25 protein-coding genes are annotated in these 26,122 nt (G+C 70.2%); 18 read left to right on the top strand and 7 right to left on the bottom strand.

Features of this window, described 5'->3' with window-relative positions; genetic code table 11:
• Positions 1-51 precede the first annotated feature (51 nt).
• Positions 52-567, top strand: a complete 516-nt coding sequence (locus tag VNW53_RS04635) for a hypothetical protein (RefSeq protein ID WP_325553920.1) — start codon at positions 52-54, stop codon at positions 565-567.
• A 191-nt stretch (positions 568-758) separates the two neighbouring features.
• Here the strand turns inward: VNW53_RS04635 and chpT are convergent, their stop codons facing one another.
• Positions 759-1,415 (bottom strand): histidine phosphotransferase ChpT, encoded by a 657-nt coding sequence (chpT, locus tag VNW53_RS04630; protein ID WP_325553919.1) that lies wholly within the window; start codon positions 1,413-1,415, stop codon positions 759-761.
• Between the two features lie 62 nt (positions 1,416-1,477).
• Between chpT and cysQ the strand changes: the two genes are divergently transcribed.
• A complete protein-coding gene (gene cysQ, locus VNW53_RS04625) occupies positions 1,478-2,236 on the top strand; it encodes a 3'(2'),5'-bisphosphate nucleotidase CysQ (protein ID WP_325553918.1) in 759 nt (252 codons plus the stop codon).
• Between the two features lie 7 nt (positions 2,237-2,243).
• On the opposite strand, the gene VNW53_RS04620 is transcribed toward cysQ, so the two are convergent.
• The 3 genes from VNW53_RS04620 to VNW53_RS04610 all read right to left on the bottom strand — a co-directional run bounded on the left by VNW53_RS04620 (position 2,244) and on the right by VNW53_RS04610 (position 5,737).
• Entirely contained in the window at positions 2,244-2,483 is a 240-nt protein-coding gene (locus VNW53_RS04620; RefSeq protein WP_325553917.1) for a hypothetical protein, read from the bottom strand.
• Positions 2,484-2,567: 84 nt separating this feature from the next.
• A complete protein-coding gene (locus VNW53_RS04615; protein ID WP_325553916.1) occupies positions 2,568-3,245 on the bottom strand; it encodes a Fe2+-dependent dioxygenase in 678 nt (225 codons plus the stop codon).
• Between the two features lie 2 nt (positions 3,246-3,247).
• Complete coding sequence (locus VNW53_RS04610) at positions 3,248-5,737, bottom strand: TonB-dependent receptor (RefSeq protein ID WP_325553915.1); 2,490 nt, start codon at positions 5,735-5,737, stop codon at positions 3,248-3,250.
• Between the two features lie 66 nt (positions 5,738-5,803).
• On the opposite strand from VNW53_RS04610, the gene VNW53_RS04605 reads away from it, so the two are divergent.
• From VNW53_RS04605 to VNW53_RS04570, 8 genes are all read left to right on the top strand, one after another.
• Positions 5,804-6,742 (top strand): enoyl-CoA hydratase/isomerase family protein, encoded by a 939-nt coding sequence (locus tag VNW53_RS04605; RefSeq protein ID WP_325553914.1) that lies wholly within the window; start codon positions 5,804-5,806, stop codon positions 6,740-6,742.
• A gap of 41 nt (positions 6,743-6,783) precedes the next feature.
• The gene (locus VNW53_RS04600; RefSeq protein ID WP_325553913.1) at positions 6,784-7,974 is read left to right on the top strand and encodes an acyl-CoA dehydrogenase; all 1,191 of its coding nucleotides are present in this window, start codon (positions 6,784-6,786) and stop codon (positions 7,972-7,974) included.
• A gap of 87 nt (positions 7,975-8,061) precedes the next feature.
• Entirely contained in the window at positions 8,062-10,425 is a 2,364-nt protein-coding gene (locus tag VNW53_RS04595; RefSeq protein WP_325553912.1) for a PAS domain-containing protein, read from the top strand.
• A 70-nt stretch (positions 10,426-10,495) separates the two neighbouring features.
• On the top strand, positions 10,496-10,873 hold the full coding sequence (locus VNW53_RS04590) for a c-type cytochrome (protein ID WP_325553911.1): 378 nt from the start codon (positions 10,496-10,498) through the stop codon (positions 10,871-10,873).
• Positions 10,874-11,218: 345 nt separating this feature from the next.
• The gene (locus tag VNW53_RS04585; protein WP_325553910.1) at positions 11,219-11,677 is read left to right on the top strand and encodes a cytochrome c; all 459 of its coding nucleotides are present in this window, start codon (positions 11,219-11,221) and stop codon (positions 11,675-11,677) included.
• A gap of 57 nt (positions 11,678-11,734) precedes the next feature.
• Positions 11,735-12,661 carry a cytochrome c gene (locus VNW53_RS04580; RefSeq protein WP_325553909.1) on the top strand — a complete coding sequence of 309 codons (927 nt, stop codon included), beginning with the start codon at positions 11,735-11,737 and terminating at the stop codon, positions 12,659-12,661.
• 122 nt (positions 12,662-12,783) lie between these two features.
• Positions 12,784-13,197 carry an endonuclease domain-containing protein gene (locus tag VNW53_RS04575; protein WP_325553908.1) on the top strand — a complete coding sequence of 138 codons (414 nt, stop codon included), beginning with the start codon at positions 12,784-12,786 and terminating at the stop codon, positions 13,195-13,197.
• Positions 13,198-13,327: 130 nt separating this feature from the next.
• A complete protein-coding gene (locus tag VNW53_RS04570) occupies positions 13,328-15,004 on the top strand; it encodes an MFS transporter (protein ID WP_325553907.1) in 1,677 nt (558 codons plus the stop codon).
• On the opposite strand, the gene VNW53_RS04565 is transcribed toward VNW53_RS04570, so the two are convergent.
• Both VNW53_RS04565 and VNW53_RS04560 read right to left on the bottom strand, forming a co-directional pair.
• Positions 15,001-16,335, bottom strand: coding sequence for a dipeptidase (locus VNW53_RS04565; RefSeq protein WP_325553906.1), 1,335 nt, complete (start codon positions 16,333-16,335; stop codon positions 15,001-15,003). The two genes, VNW53_RS04570 and VNW53_RS04565, sit on opposite strands and share 4 nt — an antisense overlap.
• Positions 16,336-16,396: 61 nt before the next feature.
• Complete coding sequence (locus VNW53_RS04560) at positions 16,397-17,281, bottom strand: NAD(P)-dependent oxidoreductase (protein WP_325553905.1); 885 nt, start codon at positions 17,279-17,281, stop codon at positions 16,397-16,399.
• A gap of 113 nt (positions 17,282-17,394) precedes the next feature.
• On the opposite strand from VNW53_RS04560, the gene VNW53_RS04555 reads away from it, so the two are divergent.
• From VNW53_RS04555 to VNW53_RS04520, 8 genes are all read left to right on the top strand, one after another.
• The gene (locus VNW53_RS04555; RefSeq protein ID WP_325553904.1) at positions 17,395-17,871 is read left to right on the top strand and encodes a (2Fe-2S)-binding protein; all 477 of its coding nucleotides are present in this window, start codon (positions 17,395-17,397) and stop codon (positions 17,869-17,871) included.
• 11 nt (positions 17,872-17,882) lie between these two features.
• Positions 17,883-20,090 carry a xanthine dehydrogenase family protein molybdopterin-binding subunit gene (locus VNW53_RS04550; protein ID WP_325553903.1) on the top strand — a complete coding sequence of 736 codons (2,208 nt, stop codon included), beginning with the start codon at positions 17,883-17,885 and terminating at the stop codon, positions 20,088-20,090.
• A 233-nt stretch (positions 20,091-20,323) separates the two neighbouring features.
• Positions 20,324-21,598: a glutamate-5-semialdehyde dehydrogenase gene (locus VNW53_RS04545; RefSeq protein WP_325553902.1), complete on the top strand. Its 1,275-nt coding sequence runs from the start codon at positions 20,324-20,326 to the stop codon at positions 21,596-21,598.
• A complete protein-coding gene (locus VNW53_RS04540) occupies positions 21,564-22,223 on the top strand; it encodes a nicotinate-nucleotide adenylyltransferase (RefSeq protein WP_325553901.1) in 660 nt (219 codons plus the stop codon). The genes VNW53_RS04545 and VNW53_RS04540 overlap by 35 nt, the downstream gene beginning before the upstream one ends.
• Positions 22,224-22,291: 68 nt before the next feature.
• A complete protein-coding gene (gene rsfS / locus VNW53_RS04535; RefSeq protein WP_414693242.1) occupies positions 22,292-22,723 on the top strand; it encodes a ribosome silencing factor in 432 nt (143 codons plus the stop codon).
• A 251-nt stretch (positions 22,724-22,974) separates the two neighbouring features.
• On the top strand, positions 22,975-23,196 hold the full coding sequence (locus tag VNW53_RS04530; RefSeq protein ID WP_325553899.1) for a hypothetical protein: 222 nt from the start codon (positions 22,975-22,977) through the stop codon (positions 23,194-23,196).
• 48 nt (positions 23,197-23,244) lie between these two features.
• Positions 23,245-24,093: a Ku protein gene (locus VNW53_RS04525; protein WP_325553898.1), complete on the top strand. Its 849-nt coding sequence runs from the start codon at positions 23,245-23,247 to the stop codon at positions 24,091-24,093.
• Positions 24,094-24,300: 207 nt separating this feature from the next.
• Entirely contained in the window at positions 24,301-24,591 is a 291-nt protein-coding gene (locus tag VNW53_RS04520) for a DUF1330 domain-containing protein (RefSeq protein WP_325553897.1), read from the top strand.
• A gap of 4 nt (positions 24,592-24,595) precedes the next feature.
• Here VNW53_RS04520 and VNW53_RS04515 read toward each other — a convergent pair whose 3' ends face one another.
• Complete coding sequence (locus tag VNW53_RS04515; RefSeq protein ID WP_325553896.1) at positions 24,596-26,122, bottom strand: carboxylesterase/lipase family protein; 1,527 nt, start codon at positions 26,120-26,122, stop codon at positions 24,596-24,598.

The following is a 26,122-nucleotide window of genomic DNA, read 5'->3' as shown; positions in this document are numbered from 1 at the left end:
AGATGATGTGGGGATAGCCAAGCCGCCAGAGTCGATTTACATATGTAGTTTATGAGCCCGACACCCGACGCGCCGCGGCCCGATCCCGAGCGTTTCGCCCAGCCGATCCGGCTCAGCCGCCGCCGCGGGCCGCTGTTCGCGCGGCTGCAGACCTTGGGCATCGTGGTGCTGCTCACCGCCATCGCCGCCATCCCGATCTCGGTCGGGGTCGGGACCTGGGCGGCGCACCGGGCCAGCCTGCGCGAGTGGGTCGTCAAGGGACCGGCCTGCCCCGTGTCGCGCACGCCCTCGCCGGCGACCCGCGGCGCCAAGCCGCCGGCGCCCTTCGTCTTCCAGGGGATCGGCTTCGCCTACCAGATCGGCGACGCCTTCTGCGCGGTGGTGCCGGTGGAGAATGTCTTCAGCCAAGCCAGCTTCCCGGTCTGCAACTTCGACGCGCCGGCGGCGGTGGAGGTGACGCTCGGCGGCCGCAAGGTCTTGTTCGAGCCCGGCGTCGGCCACTCGGCGACGGTGGCCATCCGCGACGGCAGGGTCAGTTGCGTGATCGGGGCCGGGCTTCGGGACTAGGGTTTGCCGCCCCGAGGCTTCGCGCCAGCGACGACTCCGTTTTTGAACCACCAAGGGCGCCAAGGTCGCCGAGACGCTTTGCCGCCGAAACGTGGCGCCCCTCGCTTCATGAGCCCCTTGGCGACCTTGGTGGTTTAAGATTCTGGCGCTCGCTGGGCGGGCCTCTCAGGACGGTCTTCCCCGGACCATGCTCAAGCCGGGATCGTCGCCGCCAGGGTGACCTTCTCGTCGGCCACCTCGGCGAGGACGCGGCCGCCGGCGTCGGTGACGAACAGGTTTACGTAGCGGGCCTGGACCCAGTGGCCGTGCATCCCCTCGCCCGGCCCGTCGCCCGCGAGGCCCGCCAGCACCTCGGGGCGCAGGCGCGCGCGAGGGCCGGTGGCCTCGACCGCGATGGCGATGGAGCCGCCCTCCTCGACGGCGCGGATCCGCGCCACGCCCCCGGTGGGCAGGGCCGCCCCGGCCATCTGGGCGAGGTTCAGCAGGGTGCGGGCGGCGGGCTTGTTCACCCCGGCCGGCTCGACCTGCCAGTCGAGCTGGGCGCGCATATGGCCGAACACGCCCTGCGCCAGCTTCTCCAGCTCGCGGGCGTCGAAGGTCTCGGCCGAGGCCGAGGCGCCGAAGGCCACGCGGGTGAAGGCCAGCAGGTCCGCGAGCTTGCGCGCCGAGGCGCCGATCAGGCCCATGGCGTCCTCGCGCATGTCCTGCGCCGTCGGGTCTTCCAGCAGATCCAGGCCCGAGACGATGGCGCTCGCCGGGCTGATGAAGTCGTGGCACATCCGCGCGGCCAGGAAGGCGGCGAGCTCGGCCGGTCGAATGGAAGCGGTGGTCGCGGGGGTATCCGTCATGGCGCGGACCTTGGCTTGATTTGAGCCTTTGGAAAACCGCGCCCCGACCCTAATAGGTCGCCATGAACGACATCGGGGCCGAGCTGGCCGACATCTGCGACGCGGCCGCGGCCCTCATCCTGCCCCTCTGGCGCTCCGGCCTAGCGGTGACCCACAAGGCGGACGAGAGCCCGGTCACCGAGGCCGACCGGGCCGGCGAGGCGCTGATCCTCAAGGCCCTGGCCGAACGCTATCCCGATATCCCGGTGATCTCGGAGGAGGACGCCAGCGAGTTCGGCACGCCCGACGCCATCGGCCCGCGGTTCTTCCTGGTCGACCCGCTGGACGGCACCAAGGCCTTCGTGCGCGGCGACCCGCACTTCACGGTCAACATCGGCCTGATCGAGCATGGCCGCCCGGTGGCCGGCGCGGTCGCCGCCCCGCCGTCGGGCGAGGTCTGGTATACGGCGGGCGGCCAGGCGATGAAGCGGCTGAAGGGCGTGGCCGCCAAGCCGGTTCGCGCCCGGCCCTGGCCCCAGGGCGCGGCGCTGGCGCTGACCAGCCACACCATGAAGGTCGAGACCGCCGACAAGCTGGCGGCGGAATATGGCTTCGACCTGCGCGAGCCGATGGACTCCTCGATCAAGCTCTGCCGCATCGCCGAGGGCATGGCCGACATCTATCCGCGCCATGGGCCGACCATGGAGTGGGACACCGCGGCCGGTCATGCGGTGCTGGAGGCGGCGGGCGGGCGGCTGACCACGCCGGAGGGCGGACCTTTCGCCTATGGCAAGGCGCAGGACGGCTTCCGGAACGGCTGGTTCGTGGCGCGCGGCGCCTGAGGCGGGGTCAGACCGCCTTGGGCGGGTTGGGGGCGTCAGCGTCCGGGGTCACAGCCACGTCGGCGGGGGTCGCCGCCGAGGCGTGCGCCGCGGCCGGACCGGCCGTCAGGTCCAGGACATTGGCGGGGCCCAGGATCAGATAGCCGCCGAATCCGGCCAGGAAGGCCAGGGCCGCGAGCGCCAGGAACGGGCCGACCGCGCTCAGCAGCGAGGCGGGGCGGACGGGATGAAAAGCGGCGACGGTCATCAGCTGGCTCCCTGCCGGAGTCTACGGATGGACAACACGGTCAGATGCGTCGGGTTTCCGGGACCTTAATGAATATTTACGGCGTCAGACGTCGGCCCACATGCGCAGCAGGTTGTTGTAGGTTCCGGCCAGGCTGACCAGGGCCGGATCGCCCTGGCCGACCTTGGCGGTCAAGGCCTGGATGGCGTTGTCGAGGTCGTAGAGCAGGCTGCGCTGGGCGTCGGCGCGGACCATCGACTGGGCCCAGAAGACGGCGGCCCAGCGCGAGCCGCGGACGATCGGCGCGACCCGGTGCAGGCTGGTCGCCGGATAGAGGATCATGTCGCCGGCCGGCAGCTTGATCGCTTGCTCGCCATAGGCGTCCTCGACGATCAGCTCGCCCCCCTCGTAATCGCCCGGATCGCTGAGGAAGAGCGTCGCCGAGAGGTCGGTGCGGAAGCGCACGGGGCCGGCGAAGCGGATGGCGTTGTCCACGTGGGTGTCGAAGGCCATGCCCGCGTCGTAGCGGTTGAACAGCGGCGGAAAGACCCTGAGCGGCAGGGCGGCGGAGACGAACTGCGGGTTGCGCCCCAGGACGCCGAGGATCGTCTCGCCGAGCTCGCGCGCGGCGGGCGCGTCCTGCGGGAGCTGCAGGTTGCGCTTGGCCAGCGCCGACTGCTCGCCGGCGGTCGCACGCCCGTCGGCCCAGGTCTGGCCTGCGAGGGTCTCGCGCGCGGCGGCCACCTGCTGGGCCGAAAGGACGCCTGGGACATGCAGCAGCATGGCTAGAAGGTCGCTCCCACCGAGACGATGATCGTGCGGCCCGCCGCGGGGGTGGCCCGCGTGCCGAAGACCTGGCTGTAGTTCAGCCGGTCGGCCAGGTTGTAGCCGTTGACCGCGAACCGGTAGTGGCCGGCGCGATAGCTGACGAAGGCGTCGAGGGTCAGGTTTTCGGGCGCCTCGGCGATCCTCAGCGCGGTCAGGGTCGAGCGGTCCGTGAAGCTGACGCTGCGGGCCGTGTAGCCCAGGAACAGCCGGCTCTGATAGGTGACGTCCCCGCCGACGGACAGGCCGTCGATCCAGCGTGACGCGTCGTAGGTGGTGAAGAGGGTGGCGGCGTTCTTCGGCGTGAAGGTCACCTGTCGGCCGACCGCCACGGTGTTCAGCACCGGCAGGGCGGCGGTGACGCCGGCCGGGCAGACGACGCCGGCGGGCGTCCCCGCGGTCACGGTCGGCACGGCGCAGGTGGCGAAGGACTGTTTGATCCGGTCGTCCAGGTAGGTGTAGCCGGCGCTGATCGTCCAGGCGGAGGTGAGCTTGCCGGTGAGGCCGAGCTCGACGCCCTTCACCTCCTGCCGCTCGCCGGACTGGGCCTGCAGGAAGCCGGTGGCCGGGTCGGTCTGCAACGCATTGTCCTTCCTGATGTCGAAGACCGCGCCGGTGGCCGAAAGCCGCGTGCCGGGCAGGGCGAACTTCACGCCCGCCTCCCAGATCTCGCTGTCCTCGGGCGCCAGGTCCCTGGCGGTGACCGTGAGGTTGGCCGCGGCGCCCACCACCGAGGTCCCCTGCGGCGTCTGCGACCGGCCCCAGGAGAGGTAGAAGGTGCGGTCGGCCGCGGGCTCCCAGACCACGCTGGCCCGCGGGCTCTTCAGCGTCGGCTTCACCTTCAGGTTGGAGGTCGCATTGTTGAAGAAGGTGGAGTCGAGGTCGGCCGTGTAGCGGTCGAGCCGGTAGCTGGCGATCACCGAAAGGGTCTCGGTCAGCCACAGCCGGTCGGTGAGGAAAATCGCGGCGTCGGTCGAGGCGCCGTGGCTCTGCTCGGTCGCCGTCCCCAGGGTGTTGGTGAAGACCGTCGCACCGTTCACGGTCGTCGTGCAGTTCGCGGTCAGCGACGGGCAGGCGATGGTCTGGCCGGGGACGGCGCGGAACACCGCATAGCCCGTCGGGAAATTCGGGTCGGGGTTGACGATCGGGTGCGGGATCGCCGGCCGCGTCGTGAAGCCCGCCGGCAGCAGGTAGGTGAAGAACTGCTTGTCGTTGACCTGGCGCGAAACGTCGACGCCCACGATGGCCTGGTTCTTCCACCGCCCGAGGTCGTCGTCGATCCGCGCCGCGGAGATGTTCTGCAACCCCCAGGCGTCCATCTGGTAGGGGCCCTGGCCGCCGATCCCGCCGAAGGGCTCGGTGGCCGGGTCGCCGTCGAACAGCGCCGTCGTGCAGGCCGCGTTGCACTGGTCCAGCGTCGTGTACTGGAAGTAGCGGCTGTAGACCGCGTAGCGGGTATCCGAGGTGAATGTGACCTTGTCGTTGACCCGGTGGGACAGCCGCACCGTCAGCATGTCGGTGTCGGACCGGTCGATGTCGTTGCGGAAGCCCAGGAAGTTCGAGCGGCTCACCCCCACGCCATATTCGGTGGCCGGACGCGCGATCAGGTCGCCAGGCTTCTGGACGATCACGACGCCGTAGTCAGGCCGCTGGTGGTCGTGCTGGTGCAGGTAGCTGGCGGTGGCCTGGGTGTCCGTCCCCAGGCCCCAGCCGACGGCGAGCGCCGCGCCCCAGCGGTCGGAATAGATCAGGTCGCGGTCGACCACGCCGGTGGAGTTGGCCATCAGGGTCAGGCGCGCGGCGGCCGTGTCGCCGAATTTGCGGTCGATGTCGGCCAGGGCGCGGTAGTAGCGGCCGTCGCCCACGTAGCCGTCGAGGCTGGTGAAGTCGTCGAGCTTGGGGGCCTTGGAGATGGTGTTGATCGCCCCGCCCGTCGTGCCGCGGCCGAACATGGCGCCGGAGGGGCCTTTCAGGACCTGCACCTCCTCGTAGTTGAAGCTGTCGCGGGTGTAGGCGCCGAAGTCGCGCAGGCCGTCCACATAGACGTCGTCCTTGGCGTCGAAGCCGCGGATCTTGAACTGATCGCCCGACAGCGTGCCGCCTTCGCCGATGGCGATGGTGATGCCCGGCACGTTGCGCAGGGCGCCCTCCAGGCTGTTGATCCCCTGCGCCTTGAGCTGCGCCTGGGTGACCACGCTGATGGCCTGCGGGGTGTCCTGCACGGTGGAGGTCAGCACGCTGAGGCCGGTCCCGCGGTCCAGGGCCCTGGCCTCGCCGTTCACGGTGAGGCCGGAGACGGTGGCGGCGTCGGCCGCGTCCGCGGCGCCGGCGGCAAGCTCGGCGGCGTGGGCGGCGCCACAAAGGCCGGCCGCGCCGGCCATGGTGGCCAGGCCCAACCGCACAGGCCGCGCCTTGCGATAGCCCACCACCCCGAACCCGCCGCCACGCATCGAACATCCCGCTGCAATTGCGAGTCGTTCTTAATTAGGTCGTTTCGGCTTTGCAATGAGAATGATTTGCAGAAGCAATATCACGTCTTCTCCCCGCGAAGCGGCGGGAGGTACGATTCGACGGCGCTGCGGATCGGCGCGATGCTGGGGACGGCCGGGGCGGACGGCGGAGGAACGACAGTGGCTTACGAGGCGGGCGACTACGAGACCATCACCCTGGAGCGGCGCGGCCACGTGGGCGTGCTGACCCTGAACCGGCCGGACCGGCTGAACGCCATCAACCGGGCGATGATGGCGGAGGTGACCGCCGCCGTGGCCACGGTGAAGGCCGACGACGCGTTCCGGGCGCTGGTGGTCACCGGCGCGGGCAAGGGCTTCTGCGCGGGCGCCGACCTGATGGGCGTAGGCCAGGCCGTGGCCGGCAATGCGCCGGAGCCCAAGGACCAGTTCGACCGGCTCGACGAGATGGGCTGGGTAGGGCGCTGGGCCGCGATGTGGAGCGGGCTCGACAAGCCGACGATCGGGGCGATCAACGGCGTGGCGGCCGGCGCCGGCATGTCCACGGCCCTGGCCTGCGACGTGCGCATCGGCAGCGAGGCGGCGCGGTTCAAGAGCGTCTTCATCGAGCGTTCGCTCTCGCCCGACTCCGGCCTGTCGTTCTTCCTGCCGCGGATCGTGGGCTATGCGGCGGCGGCCGACATCATCTTCACCAGCCGCGCGGTGGGCGCCGAGGAGGCCAAGTCGCTCGGCCTGCTGAACCGCCTGGCAGGCTCCGCCGAGCTGGTCGACGCGGCGGTCGACTACGCCAACGAGATGACCCGCTGGCCGCCGGTGGCCCTGCGCGTCTCCAAGCGGGTGCTGCAGCACAACACCGAGGCGACCTTGGAGGAGGCCCTGCGCTACGAGAGCGCCGGCCTCTACTACGCCCGCCGGGCGCCCAACGACGTGCAGGAATCCCGCGCCTCGTTCGTGGAAAAGCGGCCGGGCGTCTACACAGGAACCTAATATCCCTTCATAAGGCGCCGCATTCTTTCTGGAGATTTTCCATGCCCCTCGACACGGCCGCCGAACAGAAGACCTTCCGCTGGGACGACCCGCTGGACCTCGCCTCGCGGCTCTCGGAAGAGGAGCGCATGGTCTGGGAGGCGGCGCGCGCCTACGCTCGCGACAAGCTCCTGCCGCGGGTGGTCTCGGCCTATGCCGAGGAGCGGTTCGATCGCGAGATCATGACCGAGATGGGCGAGCTGGGCTTCTTGGGCCCCACGCTGCCGGAAAAGTACGGCTGCGCCGAGGTCAACCACGTGGCCTACGGCCTGATCGCCCGGGAGATCGAGGCGGTCGACAGCGGCTACCGCTCGGCGATGAGCGTGCAGTCCTCGCTGGTGATGTACCCGATCTACGCCTTCGGCTCCGAAGAGCAGCGCATGAAGTACCTGCCCGGCATGGCCAAGGGGACGATCATCGGCTGCTTCGGCCTGACCGAAAGCGATGGCGGCTCCGACCCGGCCTCGATGCGCACCGTGGCGAAGAAGGTCGACGGCGGCTACGTGCTGAACGGGGCCAAGATGTGGATCACCAACGCGCCGGTGAGCGACGTCTGCCTGGTCTGGGCGAAGCTCGACGGGGTGATCCGGGGCTTCCTGGTGGATCGCGGCTCCAAGGGCCTCGAGACGCCGAAGATCATGAACAAGCTCAGCTTGCGCGCCTCGGTGACCGGGGAGATCGCGCTTTCCGACGTCTTCGTGCCCGACGACATGATGCTGCCCAACGTCAGCGGGCTGCGCGGGCCGTTCTCCTGCCTCAACAAGGCGCGCTACGGCATCGCCTGGGGCGCGATGGGCGCGGCGGAATTCTGCCTGCACGCGTCGCGCGAATACACCCAGACCCGCAAGGTGTTCGGCAAGCCGCTGGCCGCGCGCCAGCTTGTGCAGAAGAAGCTCGCCGACATGCAGACCGAGATCGCGCTCGGCTTCGAGGGCGCCCTGGCCCTGGGCCGGCTGATCGACGAGGGCGCCTGGGTCCCGGAGGCCATCAGCCTGATGAAGCGCAACAACTGCGGCAAGGCGCTGGCCATCGCCCGCGAGGCCCGCGACATCCACGGCGGCAACGGCATCTCGGGCGAGTATCACGTGATGCGCCACGCGGCGAACCTCGAGACGGTCAACACCTACGAGGGCGCCCACGACGTCCACGCGCTCATCCTGGGCCGCGCGATCACCGGGGAAAACGCCTTCTAGAGGGCGCGCCGGCCCGCCAACCGCGACCAACGTTACGTTTACGACTGAGCCTTATGGTCGCACCCCTACCTCGGGGGGTGGACGTCCATGGCCGGAAAAAGCGCGTCAAGCGCGGCCGACAAGGCTGAAATGATCGGCTCGCTGTTCGAGTACAGCAGCGACCTCATGCATGTCGTGAGCGCCGACGGCTTCCACAAGCTGGTCAACCCGGCGTGGAAGACCCTGCTCGGCTGGGACGAGGCCGAGGTGGTCGGCCGGCGTGCGATCGACTTCACCCATCCCGACGACCGAGCCGGCGTGATCGAGCGCTTCGTGGGCATGGGTCCCGGCGGGGTGGTCGAGCGCGAGGTCCGCATGCGGGCCAAGGACGGAACCTACCGCTGGTTCTCGGCCCGCACGCAGAAGATGCCGAACGGCGACTTCATCGGCACCCTGCGCGACGCCACGGAAGAGCGCGCCCAGGCCGAAGAGCTGGAGGACACGCGGCGCGCCCGGCGCCTGCTCAGCGAATCGGCCGGCATCGGCACCTGGGTCTTCGAGCCCCTGGAAGGGCGCGTGGAGTGGTCGCGCGACCTGCTCTCCCTGACCAATATCCGCGCCGAGGACATGCGCACGGTGGAGCAGTTCTACGCCGTCGTGCACCCGGCGGACCGGAAGCGCACTCGGACGCTGATGGCCGGGGCGGTGACCAGCGGCGTGGGCGGCAGCCTCGAGCACCGCCTGAAGGTCAACGGCCGTTGGACCTCCTGGCGCTCCACCTTCCGCACCGACCCGCGGCCCGGCGGCGTCTTCGCGCTCAAGGGGATCTCCGAGGACATCACCGAACTGGCCAACGCGCGGGACATCGCCCGCCGCGGCGAGCTGCGGATGAAGCGGACCGAGCGCGAGGCCAAGGTCAACGCCCAGCGCCTGGCCGTGGCGCTCGAGGCCGCAGAGGCCGGGGTCTACGAGATCGACCACGTTTCGAAGACCTTCTGGGCCTCGCCCGAGTTCGTGAAGATCACCGGCCAGGGCGTCGAGGCCAGCTACGAGGAGGCGACCCAACTTCGCTTCCCGGGCTTCCATCCCGACGACCTGGATCATGTGCGCGAGTCCTTCCGCACCCTGCACACCGGCCAGGGCCGCTCCGGCGCCTTCGACGCGCGGATCGTGCGGCCGGACGGCGAGACCCGCTGGATCCGTGTCTCGCACCACCTCAAGGTCGGCAAGGGTGGCCGCTGGCTGAAGGCCGTGGGCCTGATCCAGGACTTCGACGCGCGCAAGCGCCAGGAGCTCGCCCTGCTGGAGGCCCAGCAGGCGGCCGAGGCGGCCGGCGAAGCCAAGTCCGCCTTCCTGGCGAATATGAGCCACGAGATCCGCACCCCGATGAACGGCGTGATGGGGGTCTTGCATCTCCTGAAGGGCGAGAAGCTCACCGAGGAGGGCCGCCACATGCTGGAGGAGGCGCTCTCCTGCGGCCAGATGCTGGCCGAGCTGCTCAACGACGTCATCGACTTCTCGAAGATCGAGGCCGGCCGCCTGGAGCTGACCAACGAGGCGCTTGACCCGCAGAGCCTGCTGGACGGCGTCACCCGCCTGCTGCGGCCGCAGGCCGAGGGCAAGGGCCTGCTTCTGCGCCTCGACTGCGAGCCGAACCTGGGCTGGGTGCGCTCCGACCCGGTGCGCCTGCGCCAGGCCCTGTTCAACCTGATCGGCAACGCGGTGAAGTTCACCGAGCGCGGCTCCGTCACGGTGCGCTGCGGCTCGCCGCGACCCGGCTTCGTGCGCTTCGACGTGATCGACACCGGCGTCGGCATCCCCGCCGCGGCGCAGAGCCGCATCTTCCAGCGGTTCGACCAGGGCGACGCCTCGACCACCCGCAAGTTCGGCGGCTCGGGCCTGGGCCTGGCGATCACCCAGAAGCTGGCCGAGATGATGTCCGGCGCCGTCGGCTTCAGTTCCGAGGAGGGCCTGGGCTCGACCTTCTGGCTGGAGGTCGCCGCCCAGCCCGCCGAGGCGGTGGTCGAGACCTGCGAGAACCTGGACCCGGTCCTGGATGGCCTGCGCGTGCTGGTGGTCGAGGACAACGCCACCAACCGGATGATCGCCACCAAGCTGCTGGAGAGCCTGGGCGCCCAGGTGGCGACCGCGGCGGACGGCTACCTGGGGGTCGAAGCCGCCAGGCATGGCGACTTCCACCTGATCCTGATGGACGTGCAGATGCCGGGGATCGACGGGCTGGAGGCCGCGCGGCGCATCCGCGCCCTGGGCGGGGCCGCCGCCGAGACGCCGATCGTGGCGCTCACCGCCAACGTGCTCGCCCATCAGCGCCGCGCCTATCTCGACGCCGGCATGGACGGGGTGGTCGGCAAGCCGATTTCGCCGGGCGTCCTGCTGCGCGAGATCGCCCGCCTCAGCTCCCCGGCGCCCGAGGGCGAGCTCGAGGCCAAGGCTGCGGCCACCGCAGCCTAGCCGCTTCCACCGGCTCGCATACCGATGCTAAGGCTTCCCCGAGGACACTAGCCTTCGGAGATGACCTGAGATGCGCCTGCGCCGCCCTTCCGCGACCCTCTGTCTGGCGGCGATCGCCGCCGCGGCCGCGACCTCCGCCATGGCCCAGCCGGCCACGCCGCCGGCCGACTTCGCCGTCTGCACCTCCTGCCATGAGATCAAGCCGGGCGGCGTGTCGCTCGGCCCCACCCTGTTCGGGGTGGCCGGCCGCAAGGCCGGCGCGGTCGCCGACTATGACTATTCGCCGGCCCTGAAGGCCTGGGGCATGAGCTGGACGCCGGAAAACCTGACGGCCTTCATCCTCGACCCCGCCAAGACGGTGCCGGGCAACAAGATGGACTATTCGGGCGCCAGCGATGCGGCCACGGCCAAGGCCATCGCCGACTACCTGGCGACCCTGAAGCCCTAGACCCTGTCCCGGCTGACTTGGATCAAGTCAGCCGGGAAAGAACAGGGGCGCCGCCTATATCTGGAGCCCTTCTTCGCCACTCAGGTTGATTCAACCTGAGTGGGAAGGGCTCTAGCCTGGCGGGACGCCCGCAGGGGCCGTCACGTCTTCGAAAAACGGGTACGCCCCAGCGTCGGGGCCTTGCCACTTGTGGCAGGGGCTTGAGCGCGGTAGGTCGTCAGCCGACGGGACTGAAAACTGGGGGGCTATGCTGAAATCGTTGGGCTTCGCCTGACGGGTGCGGCGGCTTCCAGACACTGCAACCTACCCGCCCGCTTTGGCTGCGGGCGCATGCCGGAGCCTGCAATGACGCCTTCTCGAACTGCCCTGTGGGCCACCGCCGCCGGCGCAGTGCTGGCGATCGGGATTTCCTCGCTCGCGCTCTCGGCCGGCAACCCGGTCGAGGAGCGGCAGGCGACGATGAAGCACGTCGGCCAGACCATGAAGGAGTCCGCGGCCTTCACCTCGGCGGCGACGCCCTTCGACGCGGCCAAGGTCAAGACGCTGATGGACGGCCTGGGCGCCGACGCCAAGAAGCTGCACGGCCTCTATCCGGCCGGCAGCGGGGCCGACCCCAAGACGGCGGCCGACCCGAAGGTCTGGGAGAACAAGGCCGACTTCGACAAGCGGCTGGCCGAGATGGGGACCCTGGCCGCCGCGGCGGGCAAGGCGACGAGCGCGGAGAGCTTCAAGCCGGCGTTCGCCGCGGTGGGCGCGAGCTGCAAGTCCTGCCACGACATCTATCGCAAGAAGAAGGCGGCCTGATCCAGCGCCGCGCCGGGGCGCGTCTGACGCTGGACAATCGAAGGATGGAAGACGGCGATGCTTAGGCGCGGTTTGATCGTCGTGGGCGCGCTGGCCGTGGTCGTGGCCATCGCGCTCTGGGTGCTGACGGCGCCCAAGACCCTGCCCGCCTCCGAGCTGACGGCCGGCTATCATCCCGACCTCGCCAACGGGCAGGCCATCTTCACCGCGGGCAACTGCTCGGCCTGCCACATGACGCCAGGCCAGGACGACCGCGCCCAACTGGCCGGCGGGCTGAAGCTGAAGTCGCCCTTCGGGACCTTCGTCACGCCGAACATCTCCAGCGACAAGCAGTTCGGGATCGGCGGCTGGACCGAGGCCCAGTTCGCCAACGCCATGAAGCGCGGGACCGGCCGCCATGGCGAGCACCTCTATCCGGCCTTCCCCTACCCGGCCTACAGCCTGATGAAGACGTCGGACGTGCGCGACCTCTTCGCCTACCTGCAGACGTTGCCGGCCATCGCCAAGCCCACGGCGCCGCACGCGCTGAAATTCCCCTATGGCCTGCGTCCTGAGGTCGGCTTCTGGAAGCTGTTGTTCTTCAAGCCTCATGAGTTCGCGCCCGATCCCAAGCAGTCCGCCGCCTGGAACCGGGGCGCCTATCTCTCAGAGGGCCCGGCGCACTGCGCGGAGTGCCACACCCCGCGCAACGCGCTCGGCGGCATGGAAACGGGCCAGCTCTACGCCGGCGCGCCGAACCTAGAGGCCGGCGGGCGGTTCGCCAACAACATCACGCCCTCCAAGGACGGCATCGGCGACTGGAGCGAGCAGGACATCGCCGACTTCCTGAAGTCGGGTACGGACAAGTGCTTCAACGAGCCGACCGGGATGAAGGACGTGATCGCCTCCACCGGCAAGCTCTCCGACGCCGACGTGACCGCCCTCGCCACCTACATCCACGCCCTGCCGCCCAGGGCCGGCAACGGCAAGAAGAAGACCTGCTAGCTCTCCTCTACCCGCTTCGCGGGGAGAGGGTAGGGTGAGGGGCGGCTCGTAGAGGCGTGATCCGCCGTTGGTCCCGCAATGGCCCTCTGGCGGCGAAGCTTCACCGATCCTACCCTCGCGGCATGGGCAAGATCCGAACGCTCAAAGACAGGACGCCGACGCTGCGCGCCCAAAGGCTGCGTCGGGAGGATACCGAGGCTGAAGCGCGTCTCTGGGGGTCACTCAGGGACCGTCGGCTGGGCGGCTGGAAGTGGCGCCGCCAAGTCCCAAGAGGTCCCTACATCGTCGACTTCCTCTGCGTCGAATCCCGCCTCGTCGTTGAGCTCGACGGCTCTCAACACGCCGACAACCTCGACTACGACGAGCGCCGCACCGCATATCTCGAACGCTCTGGCCTAAGAGTTCTCCGGTTCTGGAACTCCGAGGTGCTCACGAACAGCGACGGGGTCTGCTGGGCGATCCTTGAAGCTTGCGGTGGCGAGCAGCCGGGGTTCGGCGAGACCTCGGGCCCTCGCCTTACCAGCGGGAGAGACTGAGAGGTCCCAGCCGCCCCTCACCCTTCCCTCTCCCCACGCTTCGCGGGGAGAGGCGATAAGTGGCGACTCTTCCACCAGCTTGCGAACGAGTGCTAATCCGTCTCGCACAAGAGCCTGGGGAGACGAGCGTATGGCGGAGATCGCCGCAGACGAAATTGAGACGCCGGCCAACCACGCCTCGCTGCGCACCGTGGTCGCCGCCTCGTCGCTGGGCGCGACCTTCGAGTGGTACGACTTCTTCGTCTTCGGCAGCCTTACCCAGGTGATTTCCAAGACCTTCTTCTCCGGCCTGAACGAGACGGCCGGCTATATCGCCGCGCTCGCCCTGTTCGGCGCGGGCTTCGCCTTCCGGCCGCTCGGGGCGCTGGCGTTCGGGCGGATCGGAGACCTGGTGGGCCGCAAGGGGGCCTTCCTGGTCACCGTGGCCCTGATGGGCGGGGCGACCGTGGCCATCGGGCTTTTGCCCAGCTACGCCACCGCCGGGATCGCGGCGCCGGTCCTGCTGCTGCTCATGCGGATCCTGCAGGGCTTCGCGCTCGGCGGTGAATATGGCGGAGCCGCGATCTATGTGGCCGAGCATGCGCCCAAGGGCGCGCGGGGCCGCTCCACGAGCTGGGTGCAGACGGCGGCCGCCTTCGGCCTGTTCGCGGCCCTGCTGGTGATCCTCCTGACCCGCCTGACCCTGGGCAAGGCGTTCGGCCCCGCCGCCTTCGACGCCTGGGGCTGGCGCATCCCGTTCCTGTTCTCGGCGGGCCTGCTGGCGGTGTCGATCTTCATGCGCATGAAGCTGCAGGAGAGCCCGACCTTCGCCGCCATGAAGGAAGAGGGCGGCCTGTCGGCGGCGCCCTTCGCCGAGGCCTTCGGCCAGTGGAAGAACCTGAAGCTGGTGCTGCTGGCCCTGGTGGCGGTGATGTTCGCGCAAGGCGCGGTCTGGTACACGGCCTTCTTCTACGTGCAGACCTTCATGGAGAAGTTCCTGAAGGTCGAGGCCACCGTCATCAACGGCCTGATGATGGCCATCGTGGCCGCCAGCGCCCCGCTCTACGTCTTCTTCGGCTGGCTGTCGGACAAGTGGGGTCGCAAGGTCGTCATGCTGGGCGGCATGACCCTGATGCTGGTCGCCTACTTCCCCGGCTTCCACATGCTGGCGGGCGCGCTGAACCCGGCGCTGGCGGAGGCGCAAGGCCGCGCGCCGGCCACGGTCATCGCCGACCCGGCCGACTGCTCCCTGCAGTTCGATCCGGTGGGCAAGGCCAGCTTCACCTCCTCCTGCGACATCGCCAAAAGCGTGCTGGCCAACGCCGGGGTCTCCTACGTCAACGAGGCCGGGCAACCGGGACAGCCGGCGATCGTGCGCGTCGGCCTGGCGACCATCCCCTCGCTCGACGCGCGCGGCGCGCCGCCGGACGTGGCGAAGGCGATCAAGGCCAGCGTCGAGGGCAAGATCAAGGAAGGGCTGGCGCGGGCCGGCTACCCGGCCAAGGCCGATCCCAAGCGGATGAACCTGCCCGCCGCCTTTGCGGTGCTGATGGTGTTCGTCGTGGCCTCCACCGCCCTCTTCGGGCCGATCGCGGCCTTCCTGGTGGAGCTGTTCCCGACGCGGATCCGCTACACCGCGCTCTCGCTGCCCTATCACATCGGCACCGGCTGGGTGGGCGGCTTCGTGCCCTTCACCGCCTTCGCCATCGTGGCCTCGGTGGGCGACATCTATTCCGGGCTCTGGTACCCGTTCGTCTTCACCGCCATCGCCTGCGCGACCTGCCTGTTCCTGGTCCCGGAGACCCTTGACCGGCCGCTGGAGGCCTAAGGCTTCGGCGCGCCGTCGAGGTCGGCGAGCGTGGCCTCCGAAGGCTGCGCCGCCTGCAGCCGCCTGGCCGCGGCTTCGGTCTCGCGAAGCGCCCGAAGCACATTTCCGCCGGCGACCTTGCCGAGGTCCTCGTCCGACCAGCCCCGACGGGCCAGTTCGGCCAGCAGCGCCGGATACTTGTCGACGCCCTCGAGCCCCTCCGGCGTGTCGGGAATGCCGTCGAAGTCCGAGCCCAGGCCCACGCAGTCGACGCCGCAGACCTTGCGGATGTGCTCGATGTGGTCGGCGACCTGGACGAGGGTGACGTGCGGCCGCGGATGCGTCCGCTCCCATTCCGCCAGGGCGGCCTTGGCCTTGTCCGGCTGGCCGATATAGAGGCCGCCGTAGGGCGGGGTGTTCTCCCGGGCCTGCTCCGCCGCGCGCTCGGCGTTCCACACGGCCCGCTCATGGCTGACATAGGCCGTGGCGAAGTTGGCCATCACCACCCCATGGTTCCTGGCGACCATTTCCAGCACGTCGTCCGGCACGTTGCGCGGATGCTCGTCCACGGCCCGCGCCCCGGAATGCGAGAAGATCACCGGCGCCTGAGTGATAGCCAAGGTCTGGCGCATCACGTCCGGCGAGACATGGCTCAGGTCGACCAGCATCCCCAGGCGGTTCATCTCGCCGATCACCGCCTTGCCGAAGGGCGTCAGGCCGTGGTGTTTCGGATTGTCGGTCGCCGAGTCCGCGAAGTCGTTGGCCGTGGCGTGGCTGAGCGTCATGTAGCGCGCGCCGAGCGCATAGTAGGCCCGCAGCACGGCGAGCGAATTGTCGATCTGGTGGCCGCCTTCGACTCCGATCAGCGACGCGATACGGCCTTCCTTGTGCAGGCGAACGATGTCGTCCGCCGAATAGGCCATTCCGAGATCCGCCGGATAGCGGGCCGCCAGACGCTTGACCACGTCGATCTGCTCGAGGGTCGTCTGCACCGCCGCCGGGCCGGTGACGGTCACCGGGATCCATACCGACCAGAACTGCCCGCCCACCTGGCCCGCCTTCAGGCGCGGGATGTCGGTCATCAGGCCGCCGGTCGAATCCGAGCCCGGCGCGGCGGGCGCATGGGTAAGGTCGCTCTTCATATCGAAGGCGCCGGTCTTGCCCGCCCAGCGCTCGCGGACTTCCCACGGAAAGTCGTTGTGGCCGTCGATCAGCGGAGTCTTGGCCAGCACCCGGGCCACGCGCGCGTCGATCTGGGCCGCCGTTTGGGCCGGCGGGGTCTGGCTCCAGGCCGGCGACGCCGCCGCCAGGGCCAAGCTCGCCGCCAGGACCGCCGCTGTTGAATTCCGCATGAAATCTCCCCCGCCCGATCCGCCACAATGGGCCCGGCGCGAGCGAGCGCGTCAACAGGGTCTAGCCGGCGATCGGCAGGACCTCGGCGTCGACCCCATGCTCGGCCAGGGCGACCTGCTCGCTGCGCCAGCCCGGGCCCGTGACCAGGCGCGCGACGCGCAGGCCCTGGGCGGCCAGTTCGGCCAGATGCTCGATCGTCTGCGGCCCGGTGCGTTCGGCGTCTCTGCGGGCCAGGGCCAGGATGTCCGGGTGGGCCGCCTCGTCGCAGACCAGCACGTCGGCGGCGGCGAGCGCGCGGGCGGCCTTCAGCGTCAGCAGGTCCGCCGGGCCCCGCGCGTCTATGAACTGCACCAGGCCCGCGCCCGGCTCGTCGCGCGCCAGGGCCTCGCGCAGCAGGGCCGCGGCCCGCGCCTTGTCGCCGAGCATCGCGGCTTCGGCGATGGGTCCGGTGAGCGCCGCGCGCAGGAAGGCGCGGCGGCGGTGCGGCTCGGGGAGCGCGCGGCGCACCTCGGCCTGCATCCCGGCGAGCAGGGCCGCCACATGGCCCGCGCCCTGCGGCACGCGGGCCTCTATGTCGTGCCGCAGCAGGGTCGCCAGCATGGGCGAGGCGCCGCCGGTGCCGATGGCCGCCACCACCTCGCCCCGGTCGATCAGCGCCGGCGTGGTGAAATCGCAGAGCGCCGGGCGGTCGACCACATTGACCGGCACATGGGCCGCGCGCGCCGCGCCGGCCGCGGCCTCGGCGAAGGCGTCGTCGTCGGTGGCGACGAAGGCCAGGGCTGCGCCCTCGTAGGAGCGGGGCTGCAGCGCCGCCTCGCCCTCCAGCCGCCGGATCTCAGCCGGCGAGTCCGCGAACAGCCGCAGCTTCGCCTCGGCGGCCTCGCCGGCGCCGGCCACGACGATGGTCTTGCCGGATAGCGGATAGAAGGCGGGAAAGGCGTGCATGGGCGGGTTCTGAATAACCGAGGCCGCCGTCGCACGCCACGCCGGCCTCATTTACCCCGCAGTCTGAACATTGTTAGGATGCGTCGCGGACTCGCCGGAAGGATCCTGAGACCATGACTGCGACGCTGAACGTGAACGGCAGGGCCGTGCCGGTGGAGGCGAGCCCTGAGACGCCGTTGCTCTGGGTGCTGCGCGACGAGCTCGGCCTGACCGGGACCAAGTACGGCTGCGGCATCGCCCAGTGCGGCGCCTGCACGGTGCTGGCCGACGGCCAGCCGATCCGGTCCTGCTCGACGCCGATCGCCGCCCTGACGACGGCCAAGATCACCACGGTCGAGAGCCTGGGCGGCAACCATCCGCTGCAGGTCGCCTGGGTGAAGAACGACGTGCCGCAGTGCGGCTACTGCCAGTCGGGCCAGCTGATGAGCGCCGCGGCCCTGCTGGCCCAGACGCCCAGGCCCACCGACGCTCAGATCGACGCGGCGATGAGCGGCAACATCTGCCGCTGCGGGACCTACCAGCGGATCCACGCCGCGATCAAGGAAGCCTCTGGGCAGCCGGTCGCCAAGCCTGCCGCAGCCAAGGCCTGAGAGGGACCGCCATGAACCAGCTCCTCCGGAACCTCACAGCCCTCGAACCCGTCCCGACGCGGCGCCAGGCGCTGGGCATCGGCGCGACCCTGGCGGGCGGCGCCCTGCTGATCGGCTGCTCGCCCCAGACCATCGGCAAGGTCATGAGCATCGGCGCGGCCCACGACTTCGGCGCCTTCGGCCCGTTCATCAAGGTCGCCGCCGATGGAACCGTGACCGTGGTTTCAAAGCATATCGAGTTCGGCCAGGGCAGCCACGCGGGCCTGGCCGCCATCGCCGCCGAGGAGATGGACGCCGACTGGGACAAGGTGAAGGTCGAGCAGTCGCCGGCCAACGCCTCGGTCTACGCCAACACCGGCTTCGGCATGCAGGGGACCGGCGGCTCCTCGGCGATCTCCAATAGCTGGATGCAGCTTCGCAACGCCGGCGCGGCGGGCCGCGCGATGTTCGTGCAGGCCGCCGCCGCCGCCTGGAACGCGCCGGCCGGCGAGGTCTCGGTGAAGGACGGCGTCGTCAGCCACGCGGCCAGCGGCAGGCAGGCGCACTTCGGCGAGCTGCTCGCCGCCGCCGGCAAGGTGCCCCCGCCGCAGAGGCCGGCGCTGAAGGACCCCAAGGCCTTCACCCTGATCGGGACCGACCGTGTCCGGCGCAAGGACTCCGCCGTCAAGTCCAGCGGGACCGCCCGCTTCACCCAGGACGTCCGCCTGCCGAACATGCTGACAGCCATGGTGGCGCACCCGCCGAAGTTCGGCGCCAGGGTCGCGAGCTTCGACGCGACCGCCGCGAAGAAGGTCCCGGGCGTGGTGGATGTCTTCCAGATCCCCGGCGGCGTGGCCGTGGTCGCCAAGACCACCTACGCCGCGCGCCAAGGCCGCGACGCCCTGGTGGTGACCTGGGACGAGACCAAGGCCGACAAGCGCGGCTCGGACCAGCTTCGCGCCGAATGGACGGCGCTGGCGAGCAAGCCCCTGCCCACCGGGGCCAGCCTGAAGTGGTATCCCTTCGAGGCGCGCGGCGACGCGGCCCGGGCCGCCTCGGACCCGGCGGCGCTGGAGGTCACCTACGACTTCCCCTTCCTCGCCCACGCCACGATGGAGCCGATGAACTGCGTGGCCGTCGTCGACGGCCATCACGCCAAGCTGATCCACGGCTCGCAGATTCCCACCCTGGACCAGGTCAACACCGCCAAGATCGTGGGAACCCTGCCCGGCGCCGTCGAGATCGAGATCCTGTTCGCCGGCGGCAGCTTCGGCCGGCGCGCCAACTACCAATCCGACTACGTCGCCGAGTGCGTCCACATCGCCAAGCATGTGGGCAAGGGCCGGCCGGTGAAGCTGGTCTGGACCCGCGAGGACGACATGACCGCCGGCTACTACCGCCCGCTGGTCCACCACGCGGTGCGGGTGAGCGTCGACAAGGACGGCTATCCCGCCACCTGGCGCCACCGCATCGTCACCCAGTCGCTGAGCAAGGGCTCGCCCCTGGGCGGCGGCGGCCTGGACCCGACCTCGGTGGAGGGCGCCAAGGGCTCGCCCTACCTGAAGGCCACGCCCGTGGTCGACGGCCAGGCGATCCATCCCGACGCCGCCGTTCCGGTGCTGTGGTGGCGCTCGGTGGGGGCGACCCACACCGCCTTCGCCATGGAGCACACCATCGACCAGCTCGCCCGGAAGGCAGGCAAGGACCCGGTGGACTATCGCCGCGCCCTCTATGCCAAGGCCGGCGCGGACCGGCATCTGGCGGTCCTCAACCTGGCCGCCGCCAAGGCGGGCTGGGAAAGCCCGGCGCCCGCCGGCTGGACGCGCGGCGTGGCCGTGCACGAGAGCTTCGGCTCGGTGGTGGCCCAGGTGGCGGAAGTGAAACTGGTCAACGGCGAGCCGCGCGTCGGCCGGGTGGTCACCGCCATCGACTGCGGCGCCGCCATCGCGCCGGACCAGATCGCCGCCCAGATGGAGGGCGGGACCTGCTACGGCCTGTCGGCCGCCCTGTTCGGCGAAATCACCCTGAAGGACGGGGCCGCGCAGCAACGCAACTTCGACGCCTACCGGGTGCTGCGCCACAACGAGGCCCCGACGGTGGAGACCTACATCGTCCCCTCCGGCGCTCCGCCCAGCGGGGTCGGCGAACCCGGCACGCCGGTGATCGGACCGGCGGTCGCCAATGCGCTCCTGGCCATGGGCCGGCCCCCGACGACCAGCCTGCCGTTCGTGAGAACCTGACTCCTCTCCTCCGGCGAAGCCGAGAGGGAGAGGGTAGGGAGAGGGCCGGCGGCACGCTGTCAGTCTCTTCCGATGGTGCGGCGAAGGCCCTCGACCGATCGTCGGGGCTCCCCCGCCTCGCAAGCCGCGCTCTCCCTACCTCGTCCCTCGCTCGCTCTGCTCGGGAGAGGAGCCGCTTGGGGAGAGGAGTTAAACCCGCTAGGTAAGGCTCAGTCTGAGCAAATGGGGTCCGGATGGACGACGGCGGCGCGAGCTTGCAGGCGCAGATGAGCGCGATGGGGCGAGCGGCCCACGAGGCCGCCGCGGCGCTGCGCCTGTCCGACGCGGCGACCCGCACCCGCGCCCTCGCGGCGATGGCGGAGGCGATCCGCGCCGCCGCCGCCGACATCCTGGCCGCCAACGCCCGCGACGTCGCCGCCGCCCAGGCCGCCGGCCTGACCCCCGCCATGATCGACCGCCTGCTGCTGGACGGGCCCCGCGTCGAGGCCATGGCCGAGGGCGTCGAGACCGTGGCGGCGATCAAGGATCCGCTGGGCGCGGAGATGGACCGCTGGGACCGGCCCAACGGCCTGGACATCGCCCGTGTCCGCACGCCCATCGGGGTCATCGCCATCATCTACGAGAGCCGCCCCAACGTGACCGCCGACGCCGCGGCGCTCTGCGTGCGCTCGGGCAATGCGGCGATCCTGCGAGGCGGTTCGGAGTGCCTGGCCTCAAACCTCGCCATCCACGCGGCCGTCGCCAAGGGGTTGGCCGCCGCCGGCCTGCCGCGGACCTGTGTGCAGGTGGTGGCCACCGCCGACCGTGCGGCCGTGGGCCTGATCCTCGGCGGCCTCGAGGGCGCGGTGAACCTGATCATTCCGCGCGGCGGCAAGAGCCTGGTGGCCCGCGTGCAGGCCGAGGCCCGCGCCCCGGTGCTGGGCCACCTGGAGGGGATCAACCACGTCTTCCTCCACGCCAGCGCCGACCTCGACAAGGCCGTCGCCATCGCCGTGAACGCCAAGATGCGCCGGGTGTCGGTCTGCGGGGCGGCCGAGACCCTGCTGGTCGATTCCGCCGACGCCCAGCGCCTGTTGCCGCCGGTGGCCGAGGCCCTGCGCGCCGCCGGCTGCGAGCTGCGCGGCGATGCGCGGGCCCGCTCGCTGGTCCCCGGCATGGCCGAGGCCAGCGAGGGCGACTGGTCCACTGAATACCTGGCGCCGATCATCAGCGTCGCTGTCGTGGACGGGGTCGAGGGCGCCGCAGCCCACATCGCGGCCCACGGCTCGGCCCACACCGACGCCATCGTTGCCGAGGACGGGGCGGCGGCCGAACGCTTCGTGGCGCTGGTGGATTCGGCCATCGTCCTGGTCAACGCCTCAACCCAGTTCGCTGACGGGGCGGAGTTCGGCTTCGGCGCCGAGATCGGCATCGCCACCGACCGCCTGCACGCCCGCGGTCCGGTGGGCGCGGAGCAACTGACGACCTACAAATATGTGGTCCGCGGGACCGGCCAGACGCGTCCCTGACGGGGGACGCCCGGCCGCGCTCCGGCCCGGATTCCATCTGACGCCCGGAATGCGTGTGGGCCTCTATGGCGGCTCGTTCAACCCTGCGCACGAGGGCCACGCCCACGTGGCCGAGACGGCCAAGCGGCGGCTGAACCTCGATCGGGTGATCTGGCTGGTCTCGCCGCAGAACCCGCTCAAGACCCGCCACGAGACCGCGGACCTCGCCGAACGGATGGCCGGCGCCCGGAGCCTGGCCAAGGGGCCGGGGATGATCGTCTCCGACGTCGAGAGCCGGCTGGGCAGCGCCTACACCATCGACACGGTCCGCGCCCTGAAGCGCCGGTTTCCGGGGGTGAAGTTCGTCTGGATCATGGGCGCCGACAGCCTGGCGAGCTTCCACCGCTGGCGCGGCTGGGTGCAGATCATGCGCGAGACGCCGGTGGCGGTGGTCTCGCGCCCGTGGATCTCGCTGAAGAGCCGGTTTTCGCCCGCCGCCCTGCGCTTCGCGTCCTATCGCCTGCCGTCGACCGCGGCGCTCCGGCTGGCCGACGCCAAGCCGCCCGCCTGGGTGTTCCTGTTCGGCCGGTTCAATTTCCTCAGCTCCACGGCGCTGCGGGAAAGGCTGAAACGGCTCAGGCCCTGATGGGCGGCTGACCAGGGCCCCTGCCCGTGCTAGGGTCCCTCTCGCGAGGATTTCAAAGGAGCACCCCGCTGACCCGTGAAGCTGCGCCCCGTGCGCACGAAGGCCCCAAGCCTTCGGAAGATCCCGCCCGTCCTGTTGGGGACCGCATCCGCGCCCTGGAGGACATGATCCTGAGCCGCCTGGACGACGACAAGGCGCAGGATGTTGTATTCATCGACCTCAAGGGCAAGTCCGCCGTCGCCGACGGTCTGGTGGTCGCCTCCGGGCGTTCGCACCGCCATGTCGGCGCCATGGCCGACCATCTGTTGCGCGCCCTGAAGGACGAAGGCTACGGCCGCGCCCGGGTCGAGGGCCTGCCGCACTGCGACTGGGTGCTGATCGACACCGGCGACGTGATCATCCACCTGTTCCGCCCCGAGGTCCGCAGCTTCTACAACATCGAGAAGATCTGGTCGGTGGACAGCCCCCACCGCACCCAGGCGGCCGGCCAGGTCGTCTAGGCTGACGGCCCAATCAGCTCGTTGTAATTCCACCATTTCTTCTGTCATTCCCGGCCTTGTCCCGGGAAAGACGATCAAGAAGGAAGACCGTTGGGGACCGCGGCGGAACCGGTCGCCCTACCCCGCGGACCGCACAACCCTCGGTTTCGCCGCGTTGGCGGAGCGGGAATTCGGCGGTTTCCGCCCGCCGCCCGGAGACTGAAGCTTAGGTTCGGCAGGCAACCTTATCCGTTTGAATCCGTTAGGGTTGCATGCCCAGGATCATCATCGACTGCCCGACGACCGGCGCGGAGGTCCCCACCGGACACCGCACCCAGGATTTCGCGCTATCCGCGATTGTCGAGCCGCGGTCGTTCCGCTGTCCGGTCTGCCACGAGGTGCACGCGTGGCGTGGCGAGGACGCCCGGGTGGAAGGCGCCGACCGGAACTCCGGGGCGCTGGACGGCGCGATGGAAGCCGCCGGCCCGAACTGAATCCCGGTCGGCCGCGTTTCCTCAACTCCGTTGAAGGGGATCGCGACCATGGCCACTCGTCCGACCTGGCAGGGCTACCTGCGGCTTTCGCTGGTGAGCTGCCCCGTGGCGCTCTACACGGCCACCTCGCGCGGCGGCGAGGTGCATTTCAACATGCTCTCCAAGGCGACGCACAACCGCATCCGGATGATCCCGACCGATCCCGAGACCGGGCCCGTGGAGCGCGCCGATATCGTCAAGGGCTACGAGATCGAGAAGGGCCGCTACGTGGTGGTCACCGGCGAGGAGCTGGAGAACGTCCGGCTGGAGACCACCCGCACCCTCGACATCGAGCGCTTCGTCGATGACGACGACATCGACCGCCTCTACTGGAACGACCCCTATTTCCTGGCCCCCGACGGCGACATCGCCGCCGAGGCCTTCGCCGTGATCCGGGAGGCCATGAAGACGGCCGGGAAGGTGGCGCTCGGCCGCCTGGTCATGCACCAGCGCGAGCGGCTGATGGCCCTGGAGCCGCACGACAAGGGCATCGTCGCCTACACCCTGCGCAACGCCAGCGAGGTGCGCGCCGCCGACGAGATCTTCGCGCACATCAAGGCGGTCAAGCCGCCGGCCCAGATGGTCGACATCGCCGCCAAGATCATCGACCAACTGGAGGGCCCCTTCGACCCCAGCCAGTTCAACGACCGTTACGAGGACGCGCTCAGGGCCCTGATCAAGGAAAAGCAGAAGGGCCACACCGTCGAAGCGCCCGAGGAGCCCAGGGAGGCCGAGGTCATCGACCTGATGGAAGCGCTGAAGCGCAGCCTGGGCCAGACCGGCGGCGAGCGCCGCAAGCCCGCCGCCGCGGCCAAGAAGGCGCCCGCCCGCAAGGCCCCGGCCAAGAAGCGGGCGTAGACCGATCACTCGGTGACGAGCCCGCTTCCTTCTTGATCGTCATTCCCGGGCTTGTCCCGGGAATCCATAGTCGCCGGCGATGCCAACAGATCTCGGGCGCCGCCGCGGCTCTTCTTCACCTCGGAGTCTATGGGTTCCCGGCACAAGGCCGGGAATGACGAAGGAAATATTGGTCGTTAGGCTGCGGCTCCGGTCGAGGAGCGCGCCATGGCGGCCTATGTGGTCAACGAGATCTGGGTCAGCGACCCGGCGACCTTCCAGACCTATGTGGTCCAGGTCCCGCCGACCCTGGAGCCGTTCGGCGGGCGCTATGTCGTGCGCAGCGGCGCGACCGAGGCCATCGAAGGCGAGCCGCCCGGCCGCATCGTCATCCTGGAGTTCCCCGACCGCGCCGCGGCGCTGGCCTGGCGCTCATCGCCGGCCTACGCCGCTATCCTGCCGATCCGCGACGCCAGCTCGACGTCGCGGGTCTATGTGGCGGACGGATATTCGGGCTGACGCACTACTTCGACGCCGTCGGCGACGCCCCGGCGCCGGCCTTCACATTGGCTTCCTGCCAGTCGAGCTGGGCCTTCAGGAAATGGTCGTGCGGCGACGGGCCGTCGGCGCCGAACTCCATGTAGGTCTCGTTGGGCGCGAACTTCGGCCAGGCCGGGCCGCCGGCGCTGTCCGGGGCGCCGCTCTTGATGAAGGCCGCCCAGTAGGCGTTGACGGCCTTGGCCAGCGGCAGGTCGACCTCGGCGAACTGCTGCTTGGGCCCGGCGAAGGCGTACTTGATCTCGGCGGTGTGCGGCGCGCCGTAAGGCAACTGGGCCTTCGCACCCGGGCTCACGTAGGAGAAGTAGTAGGTGTAGACCGGCTGGCCGGTCTTGGATTGGGCGCGGCTGATCGCGCGGTCCGGTTCGGTGATGTACTGGCGCGTGGCCATGTCGTTGACGATCTGGGCCTTGTTGCCGGTCCCCTTGGGATCGAAGGCGGCCAGGGCGGCGGCCTTGCGCGCATCGGGGATGGCGTCCAGCGCCGCGGGCTGCGGCCGGAACAGGCTGGCCTCGTTGGAGTTGCCGCCGATCATCAGCGGGATCTTGGCCTGCTTGCCGGCCGCAAAGCCTTCGTAGATGCCGCCCTGCACATAGCGGCCGTCGAGGATCGGGCCGGCGCGGGAGGTGAAGGGGCCGGTGTAGGGCATGGCGCTGAGCGGCAGCTTGCGCAGCGCCGCGGCGGCCGCGGCGTCCTCGCCGCTGACCCCGGCGGCCGACGCCGCCTTCACGCCCGCGGCCTGGGCGTCGGCCATGGAGGTGGGCTCCAGCCGGCCGAAGCTCGACTCGCCGATCGCCTTCTGGAAGGTCCCGCGCGCGTCGGGCGCCAGCATCAGCTCCAGCACCGAGATGCCGCCCGCGCTCTCGCCGGCGATGGTGACGTTCCGGGGGTCGCCGCCGAACGAGGCGATGTTGGCCTGCACCCACTTCAGCGCCGCGATCTGGTCCATGTAGCCGTAGTTGCCGCAGGGGCCTTCCTTGCAGAGCGCCGGGTGGGCGAACCAGCCCGCGCGGCCCAGGCGATAGCTGACCGAGACGGTGATCACCCCGTCCTTGGCGAACTGGATGCCGTCGGTCTGGGCCCCGAAAGCGCCGGTGGCCGAGCCGATGGTGAAGCCGCCGCCGTGGATCCAGACCAGCACCGGCAGCTTCGCGCCCGGCTTGGCGCCCGCCGGGCGGGTGACGTTCGCGAACAGGCAGTCCTCGGTATATTCGCCCTTCTGGGTCGGCTGGCAGGAGGCGCCGGCCTTGGTCGCGTCGCGCTCCCCGGTCCAGACCGGCGCGGCGGCCGGCGGCTTCCAGCGCAGCTCGCCCACCGGCGGGGCGGCGTAGGGGATGCCCCAGAATTCCTCGACGCCCTCGACGACTGCGCCCTTTAGGGCCCCTTGCTTGAGCTTGACGGTCGGCGCGGCGTCCTGCGCGGCGGCGGCCAGCGGTAGGCTGAGCGCGCTCAGCGCGAGCATGGCGCAGGCCAGTTGGCGGCGAACGATCAT

The sequence above is a fragment of the Phenylobacterium sp. genome (genome assembly GCF_035569475.1).
In the GTDB taxonomy this organism is placed as follows: domain Bacteria; phylum Pseudomonadota; class Alphaproteobacteria; order Caulobacterales; family Caulobacteraceae; genus Phenylobacterium.
Note: the sequence above shows the minus strand (reverse complement) of the source record. Positions and strands in the feature narration are given on the sequence as shown.